This window comes from Kaarinaea lacus, assembly GCF_975902315.1.
Genome location: NZ_CDLKIE010000308.1, coordinates 1 through 8,381 on the forward strand (window position 1 = coordinate 1; position 8,381 = coordinate 8,381).

At 45.1% G+C, this 8,381-nt stretch carries 10 protein-coding genes; 4 read left to right on the forward strand and 6 right to left on the reverse strand.

Annotated features, from left to right (window positions below; genetic code table 11):
* The first annotated feature begins 103 nt into the window (after positions 1–103).
* The 4 genes from ACWVCM_RS09820 to ACWVCM_RS09835 all read left to right on the forward strand — a co-directional run bounded on the left by ACWVCM_RS09820 (position 104) and on the right by ACWVCM_RS09835 (position 4,213).
* The gene (locus tag ACWVCM_RS09820; RefSeq protein WP_455201567.1) at positions 104–934 is read left to right on the forward strand and encodes a hypothetical protein; all 831 of its coding nucleotides are present in this window, start codon (positions 104–106) and stop codon (positions 932–934) included.
* Between the two features lie 41 nt (positions 935–975).
* Positions 976–1,533: a YceI family protein gene (locus tag ACWVCM_RS09825; protein ID WP_455201568.1), complete on the forward strand. Its 558-nt coding sequence runs from the start codon at positions 976–978 to the stop codon at positions 1,531–1,533.
* Positions 1,534–1,636: 103 nt separating this feature from the next.
* On the forward strand, positions 1,637–2,299 hold the full coding sequence (locus tag ACWVCM_RS09830; RefSeq protein WP_455201569.1) for a class I SAM-dependent methyltransferase: 663 nt from the start codon (positions 1,637–1,639) through the stop codon (positions 2,297–2,299).
* A gap of 234 nt (positions 2,300–2,533) precedes the next feature.
* Positions 2,534–4,213 carry an ABC1 kinase family protein gene (locus ACWVCM_RS09835; protein WP_455201570.1) on the forward strand — a complete coding sequence of 560 codons (1,680 nt, stop codon included), beginning with the start codon at positions 2,534–2,536 and terminating at the stop codon, positions 4,211–4,213.
* Positions 4,214–4,225: 12 nt separating this feature from the next.
* On the opposite strand, the gene ACWVCM_RS09840 is transcribed toward ACWVCM_RS09835, so the two are convergent.
* From ACWVCM_RS09840 to ACWVCM_RS09865, 6 genes are all read right to left on the reverse strand, one after another.
* Positions 4,226–4,918 carry a response regulator transcription factor gene (locus tag ACWVCM_RS09840; RefSeq protein WP_455201571.1) on the reverse strand — a complete coding sequence of 231 codons (693 nt, stop codon included), beginning with the start codon at positions 4,916–4,918 and terminating at the stop codon, positions 4,226–4,228.
* A gap of 227 nt (positions 4,919–5,145) precedes the next feature.
* Positions 5,146–5,466, reverse strand: a complete 321-nt coding sequence (locus ACWVCM_RS09845; RefSeq protein WP_455201572.1) for a c-type cytochrome — start codon at positions 5,464–5,466, stop codon at positions 5,146–5,148.
* A 231-nt stretch (positions 5,467–5,697) separates the two neighbouring features.
* Positions 5,698–6,117: a bactofilin family protein gene (locus ACWVCM_RS09850; protein WP_455201573.1), complete on the reverse strand. Its 420-nt coding sequence runs from the start codon at positions 6,115–6,117 to the stop codon at positions 5,698–5,700.
* 116 nt (positions 6,118–6,233) lie between these two features.
* Positions 6,234–7,451: a beta-ketoacyl-ACP synthase I gene (gene fabB / locus ACWVCM_RS09855; RefSeq protein ID WP_455201574.1), complete on the reverse strand. Its 1,218-nt coding sequence runs from the start codon at positions 7,449–7,451 to the stop codon at positions 6,234–6,236.
* A gap of 12 nt (positions 7,452–7,463) precedes the next feature.
* Positions 7,464–7,979 carry a bifunctional 3-hydroxydecanoyl-ACP dehydratase/trans-2-decenoyl-ACP isomerase gene (gene fabA, locus ACWVCM_RS09860; protein WP_455201575.1) on the reverse strand — a complete coding sequence of 172 codons (516 nt, stop codon included), beginning with the start codon at positions 7,977–7,979 and terminating at the stop codon, positions 7,464–7,466.
* Positions 7,980–8,120: 141 nt separating this feature from the next.
* Positions 8,121–8,381 (reverse strand): binary toxin-like calcium binding domain-containing protein (locus ACWVCM_RS09865; protein WP_455201576.1); only part of this gene is annotated, 261 nt, incomplete at its 5' end.

Below are 8,381 nucleotides of genomic sequence, written 5' to 3' on the forward strand. Positions count from 1 at the left end.
AACGAAATAGAAACAATATTTTTCCATTATGCATGATTATCAACAGGTCTTAAACCGCTAAGATTAACAGCAAATGAATGTAATACTTTGACAGGAATGTCCAATGAATGACCTACTCGCAAATCCGGCAATCCAGTCCGGGATTATTCCTTTTCTTGTTGGCATGTTGGCCGCATGGGGATTACGCCGTCTGGGCTGGTTTTGGAGCGGTCTGGGTTTTGCGATTGCTTATTATGTGTCTGTTTATTTTGCAGCCGGATTTCAATTAACACCGCTTACCAGCACGCGAAAGATTTTAATACTTGGCATCATCGCCATTATTCTGGGTTTCGCCGTTGACTCCCTTAAACAAAAACCAGTTTTCCTTCCGGCAATAATGTTTATTATTGGTGCGGCCGCCATGAGCTGGGTAATCTGGCCTGTAGCGGCACGACAGGAAGGCGGCGATTTCTGGATAATGCTATTGCCCTCGCTAGCATATGCCGGCTGGTTAACTGCATCTTCAGAATTACTACGCGCTAAACCTGATGAAGGCGCCATGGTCGCGTTAACACTGGGTCTTGGTACCGGCATTAGCGCCATGTTAGGCGCATCCGCATTGCTGGGTCAGTTAGGTATAGCTATTGGTGCTATTGCTGGTGGTTACCTTATCCTGTTATTACTTAAACAGAATATTCAGCTAGGTAGCAACTTTATGCTGCCCGTTGGTTTACTCAGCGGACTATTGGGCATCGCCGCTGTCGTCTATGCCAGCTTGCCATGGTACAGCTTACTGCCACTTTTAGTAATACCAGCAATGACCTATCTACCTGTTGCCAGTGGATCTTCAAAATTCAAACAACTGTTGATGTTGGCATTGTATACCGTACCGTTCACAATACTTTCTATTATTATTACCTGGATGAGCACTGGTAGCAGCGAATCCGGTTATTAAGTTTTATCTAGCCAAACTCGTACAAAAAAGGAGAACGAGCAATGCGTAAATTAGTAATCACTGCAGCCTTAATGGCATTACCTTTTACCGCTTTCGGGGCATCTTATACCATCGATCCCGGACACACTTACCCTCACTTTAAAATAAGTCACCTGGGGTTTTCCACTATGCTTGGCAGGTTTAACAAATCTGAAGGCAAGATGACCTTTGACGAAGCTAAAGGTACTGGCTCCGTGGAGATCACTATTGATGCAAACTCAATTGATACTGCCCATGAAAAGCGTGACAAACATTTACGTTCACCAGACTTCCTGAACACCGCTGAGTTTCCGACCATCACGTTTAAGTCAACCAAAGCAAGCATTAAAGACGGCAAAGGCTCGGTTGAAGGTAACATCACAATCATGGGAGTTACCAAGCCCATCACCCTGAAAGTTACACATATGAAATGTGGCGTTCACCCTTTCAATAAAAAGAATGTATGTGGCTTTGACGCTACTGCAAAGCTTAAACGTTCCGATTTCGGCGTGAAGTACGGATTACCTGCAATTGGCGACGACATGGAACTGATCTTCGAAGTAGAAGCCGTAAAAAACTAAGTTTCTAAACTTTCACCAGCAACACACCCCTTTTCACTCCCCATTGGGAGTGAGGGGGTTCATTTTCCTGGAGCTTATTGATATCAACCAGAGGAATTGAATCATGGGCAAACAAACACTCGAGCTTAATGATAACTTGTATGACTATCTGTTGTCGGTTTCACTTCGCGATAACCCAATACAAAAGGAGTTGCGTGAAGTCACTGATAAACTGGAATGGGGTATCATGCAAATCTCAGCGGATCAAGCCCAGCTCATGTTTTTACTGCTAAAGCTAATCAATGCCAGGCGGGTCATTGAGATAGGTACTTTCACCGGCTACAGTGCGTTGGTTATGGCAAACGCATTACCGGACGACGGCCAGATAGTTGCCTGTGACACCAGCGAAGAATGGACGACCGTCGCGAAAAATTATTGGCAACAGGCAAATGTCGAATCAAAGATTGATTTGCGATTAGCGCCTGCCCTGGAAACATTAAACGCATTATCGACTGAAGGTCAGGCAGAGTCTTTTGATGCCGCGTTCATCGATGCCGATAAACAGAACATGCTAAATTACTACGAGTATTGCCTGCAGCTCATTCGACCGGGTGGGCTGATCATGATTGACAATGTCCTATGGGGAGGCAGTGTTGCCGATCCCGTGAAAAATGATGACGACACGAACGCAATACGCGCCACCAATCAATTTGTATTTCAGGATGATCGCGTTGATATCAGCCTGGTTCCTGTCGGTGACGGATTGACCCTGGTGAGAAAAAGATAATCATTATTCGCGGACCACAGACCTGCTGCTACAAACAAAATATACAGCTGCATTACCAAATCATCTCATCGATAAAAAGCCAAACATAACAGCAATACTGCGAGGGAGATTCAGTCGCTACTTGCTGTAGATCAAAACTTATTGCCTCCCGCTATTGACACAGATTTGTATTAAGCACAAAGTTAAAAATACAAAAATCCTGTAATTTATCACCCGGCAAGGATATCTAATAGAATGTTTTGGGAAAGCCTCATCGCAGCTCGAGACCTGGGGCGTTTGCGGGACATCGTCTCTGTCCTGGCTCGCTATGGTTTCAGTGACGTAGTGCAACGCATGGGTCTTACCAACTTCATGGAAAGCGCAAGTAAATTACTGCGACTCAAAGAACCATCCGAATTAGCTAAAATGGACACGCCTGAGCGAATTCGTTTCGCTATGGAGGAGTTAGGCCCAACCTTTGTAAAGCTCGGCCAAATCCTGTCTACCCGCGTTGACTTATTCCCTCCTGAATGGATTGCTGAATTTGAAAAATTACAGGATCGCGTACCGCCAGTGCCATTCGAAGAGCTAAAGGAACAATTGACACAAGATTTAGGCGCACCGCCAGATAAAGTCTTCCCTTACCTGGAAACCAAACCACTGGCTGCGGGTTCAATTGCTCAGGTCCACCGAGCAAGACTGGATGATGGCAGTGAAGTCGTTTTGAAAATTCGTCGCCCACATATACGGCCGGTTATTGAAGCTGACCTGCGTCTATTGGCGCGTGTTGCTGAAATCGCAGACAATGAAATTGAAGAAATTCGCCATTTCCATCCCAAAGAAGTGGTACGCCAGTTTACTTTGTCTTTAAGGCGCGAACTGGATCTGGTTTCAGAATGCCAACATATGGAACGTATTGCAGCAAATTTTGAAAACTATCCAGATATTGTGATTGCTAAAACGTATTGGCAATGGACATGCGAACGTTTAAATGTGCAGACCTTCTTAAAAGGCATTCCCGGGCGAGACCTGCAAGCAGTTGAGGAGGCAGGACTGGATCGTACCCAGCTGGCACAACACGGCGCTAATGCAATATTAAAAATGGTACTGGAAGATGGCTTTTTTCATGCCGATCCACATGCCGGAAATGTTTTATACCTCCCGGAAAATCAAATAGCGTTTCTTGACTTCGGTATGGTTGGACATCTGTCTCAAGTTCGTCGTGAACAAATTATTGACTTGCTTAGCGGCATGGTTAACAAAGATGTTACTGAAGTTACTGACGTATTACTCAACTGGGCAAGTGACGCCAACGTAGATACTGAAAACCTCGCCATTGAAGTAGATGCATTTCTGGATAGTTACCACAGCGTACCGCTGAAGCAACTGAAGTTAGGTTCAATGCTTGGTGACATCACCGTGATTTTACGTAACCATCAACTGACTTTGCCACCCGACCTTAGCATGTTGTTTAAAGTGTTTATTACACTGGAAGGACTGGGTCGTCAGCTGGATCCTGATTTTGATATGGTAGATACTGCGACGCCATTTTTAAAAAGAGCCGTGTTTGCCCGCTTCACACCAGAGGCAATAGCCAAACGTGGCATGCGCAATCTGTCCAATATGATGGAAATATTAGGCAGTCTACCCCAGGATATACGCCGCCTGCTCCGTGCAGCCAAGCGTGGCGCACTGCAGGTAAATGTTGATATTACGCGCCTGGAGAAATTCGGTCGGCAATTGGATAAATCCGCCAGTCGTATTACTGTAGGATTGATCACTTCCGCACTTATTGTCGGCAGCTCAATAGTCATGACAGTTAGCGGCGGACCCACACTAATGGGACTGCCATTATTTGGATTCCTCGGATTTGTTGCGGCAGGTATCGGTGGAATCTGGGTATTGTTATCGATTTATCGTGGTGGGCGACACTAGAGTGATCCTGCATCAGGTTTCTGGCTGTTGATCCGGCTTCAGCGCAAACCGATAACCCCGTCCACGCAAAGTCTCAATAGGCTTGAGGGTATCATCCGGATCAATCTTTTTACGCAATCGACCAACGAATACTTCAATTACATTACTGTCACGATCATAATCCTGATCATATATATGATCGGTCAACTCTGCTTTGGAAACTACTTCGCCAGAATGCAACATCAAATACTCAAGCACTTTGTATTCGAATGCCGTGAGCTCCAGCTGTTCTGAATTAACGGTGACTTGCTGTGTAGACTGGTTAAGGCTTACCGGACCACAGGTTATCTCAGATTGCGTCCACCCGGCAGCGCGCCGTACTAGTGCTTTCAGCCGTGCTATAAGCTCTTCGACATGGAAAGGTTTAACCAGGTAATCATCACCACCGGCTTCCAAACCCTCAACCTTATCTTCCCAACGGCTGCGGGCTGTCAAAATAAGTATGGGAAATTTTTTAGCTTCGCCTCTCAGTTTATTGATGAGTTCAATGCCAGATATTCCGGGTAATCCCAAATCAATAACTGCAACATCGACAGGATATTCGCGCCCAAGGTATAAACCCTCTTCACCGTCGGCTGCAGCGTCAACTGCATATCCTTCTTCTTTTAAACGCTCCACCAACTGGTTTCTGAGTGGATCTTCGTCTTCGACAACCAGTACCCTCATAATCTCAAAGCCCGTTTCGATTGATTAGATGTAAATCAACAAGATGCCAAGCATACACTATTTCTCACTGCTGCAGTATGGCCAATAAAAAAGCCACTATCTAATGATAGTGGCTTCAGAATAGATGGACAGAACAATGTATTATTATTTTTATGTGGGGGTTACCGTTATTGTCCCTTTAACGATCCTGTTATTATTATCTTCTTTATTATGATTTCGAGTTATGATTACAGTCCCATGATGAAATCGACTAATTTCTCGATATTCGCGTCAGAGACTCGAGGAGAATAAGGAGGCATTGGCGCGCCACCTGTTACTTTTGTCCAGTTACCTTTACCGCCTTTTTTAACCTTTTCGATCAATGTGGCTTTAGCGTCAGCCTGACCTTTATATTTTGCGGCAACGTCTTTCCATCCTGGACCGACAACTTTTTTGTCAACACTGTGACAAGCCAGGCAACCACTTTTCTTGGCTAAATCCAGATCAGCCATAGCTGTGCTGGAAAGCACCAAAGATGCGATGCCGAAAATCACTGCAGTAGATTTCATATATCCTCCTCTGTTAAGCAAGTGCGGATACAAACTTAACGCTCAGTTGCTGAATAAAAGCTGAACAAGACTTAATAAATTGGTAGGATTTAATCCAGTCAGTACAGAGGTAGCGAACCAATCGATATAGGAAAAGCAGTGTTTTAGAGGATACTAATATTCAAATAATTCGAGCAGATCCAGCAACTAAAAATAAGTTGCTGGATATTGGCGACCAGACAGTTTTACGAACTACTCACGGTCGCGCTGATCTTTGAAGCGGGTAATTTCATTATCGCTGGACATAGACACCTCTCCCTGATGCACTGCGCCTTCCGCAATCGCCAAAGATTTAGCTTTAATTGTGCCTTTGATTCGAGCCGTGGACAGAATTTCCAGTTTTTCTTCTGCCAGAACTTCACCCTCCACTTCACCTGCAACTACTACGGTCTTGGCTTTGACGTTACCTAACCAGCGACCGGATTCGCCAATCACCAGGGTACCATCAAGATTACAATCGCCTTCTACCTCTCCCAGGATGATAGAGTGACCTTTTCCACCTAAATTGCCTGCTATTTTTGTGCCTTCTCCTACACTGGTGGCAAATCCCTCAACGGCGTCCAGAGTGCGACGACCTTTGCGTTGTCCGACATTAATTTTTGGTTCTCTCATGGCTCAACCTTACTCAGTAAATTAATTGATACTGTTCAGCAGACATAGCTTATTCCATACAACGAGGAACAACTGTGATGCATGACCACAACTGTGATTAGTGAACGACTACTGAACTACTGTGAAAAGCGCTGAAAAACCAGGCAAGCGTTAGTGCCACCAAATCCGAAACTGTTGGACATTACCGTGTTCAGATTGGCCTGCTCCTTACACTGCCTCGCAATTGGCATTCCTTCTGCCGCGGGGTCGAGTTGCTCAATGTTGGCGGATTCGCAAATAAAATCCTGATCCATCATGAGCAGAGAATAAATTGCTTCATTAACACCAGCAGCACCCAGGGCATGTCCCGTTAAGGACTTGGTAGAACTAATTACAGGCATTTCACTACCAAATACTTCGGTAATTGCCTCAAGTTCTTTAATATCACCGACCGGTGTGCTGGTTCCGTGAGCATTAATGTAATCTATGGGACTGTTTACAGTGGCTAGCGCCTGCTTCATACAGCGCACTGCTCCTTCACCTGAAGGTTGCACCATATCGTAACCATCGGATGTAGCGCCATAACCTACTAATTCTGCATAAATTTTGGCCTCTCGGGCCCTCGCATGTTCCAGTTCTTCCAGAACCAGAATGCCACCACCGCCGGAAATCACAAATCCGTCGCGGTTGGCATCATAGGCGCGAGATGCCGATTGTGGAGTATCGTTGTACTTGGAGGATAAAGCACCCATGGCGTCGAATAACACCGATTGACTCCAATGGAGTTCCTCACCACCACCGGCGAAAATTGTATTCTGTTTACCCATTTGAATCAGCTCATATGCATTTCCGATGCAATGAGCACTCGTGGAACATGCAGAACTGATAGAATAACTCAAGCCTTTAATTTTAAAAGCAGTTGCCAGGCATGCGGATGTGGTGCTTCCCATGGTCCGAGGCACCATGTAAGGACCCACTTTTTTCGAACCTTTGCTTCGTAGAATATCTGCAGCAGCAACCGTATTTGCCGTAGACGCACCACCGGAACCGGTAATAAGCCCTGTACTGACATTGGAAATGTGCTCCTGGTTAAGGCCGGCATCTTCAATTGCCTGCTGCATCGCAACGTGGCTATACGCCGCAGCATCGCCCATGAAACGCCGCATTTTTCGGTCTATCAATTCATCGGTATTTATTTTGAGAGGTCCAAAAACATGACTGCGAAAACCCATTTCCGCATATTCTTCGCTGAAAGCCAATCCCGATTTTGTTTGTTTTAATGATTCGGAAACTTCTGACTTGTTATTTCCGATACTGGATACTATGCCTAAACCAGTGACAACAACGCGCTTCACTTCGATCTTCCTTTAGAAATTATCAGTTGAGGTGAACAAACCAACACGAAGGTCCTTTGCACTATAAATTTCTCGACCATCCACTTCCATTGCTGCATCGCCAATTCCCATTACTAAACGACGCATAATCACACGCTTCATATCTACACGGTAGGTAATTAATTTATTTTTCGGAGTAACCTGACCGGTAAATTTGACTTCACCCGCACCAAGAGCACGCCCCTTTCCAGGTCCTCCCATCCATCCGAGGTAAAAACCAACGAGTTGCCACATGGCATCTACACCCAGACAACCAGGCATGACAGGATCGCCATGAAAATGGCATTCGAAAAACCACAGGTTTTCTGATACATCAAGTTCAGCGATAACCTGTCCCTTACCGTATTTGCCGGTATTTTCACTGATATCCACAATACGGTCGAACATAAGCATTGGCGGCAAAGGAAGCTGGGCGTTCCCAGGACCAAAGAGTTCGCCGTATCCACATTTGATCAGCTCATCACGATTATAGTTTGATTGTTTTTGCATGCGACCTAGTACTAAGAAGAATTTGAATTGTAATTGTTTATTATTTACGCAACCTGATTATCATGACCTGGGTGCCTTGTTGAACGCGATACAGTAACACAATCCATACAGCATTGTGAATGTGCAGTTTAACGAAGTTTGTTAATTTTGGGATTTTTCAGGGAAACTGGTTGGGTCAGTAGGATCAGTATTGGCGTTCACCTCTTCACCATCCCAAAAACTGTCACCATCGGAGTCTACCATTTTAGGATTGGTGAAATATTTAAGGATTTCCTTATCATCACGCAAACCGTCGAAATCTGTGTCGGCGAGTTGTGGATCTGTCTGGTATTTGTTTCGTTCAATATCATTTGACAATCCGTCATGGTCCAGATCTTTAGCGGTTGGGGTGCTATCTGAATC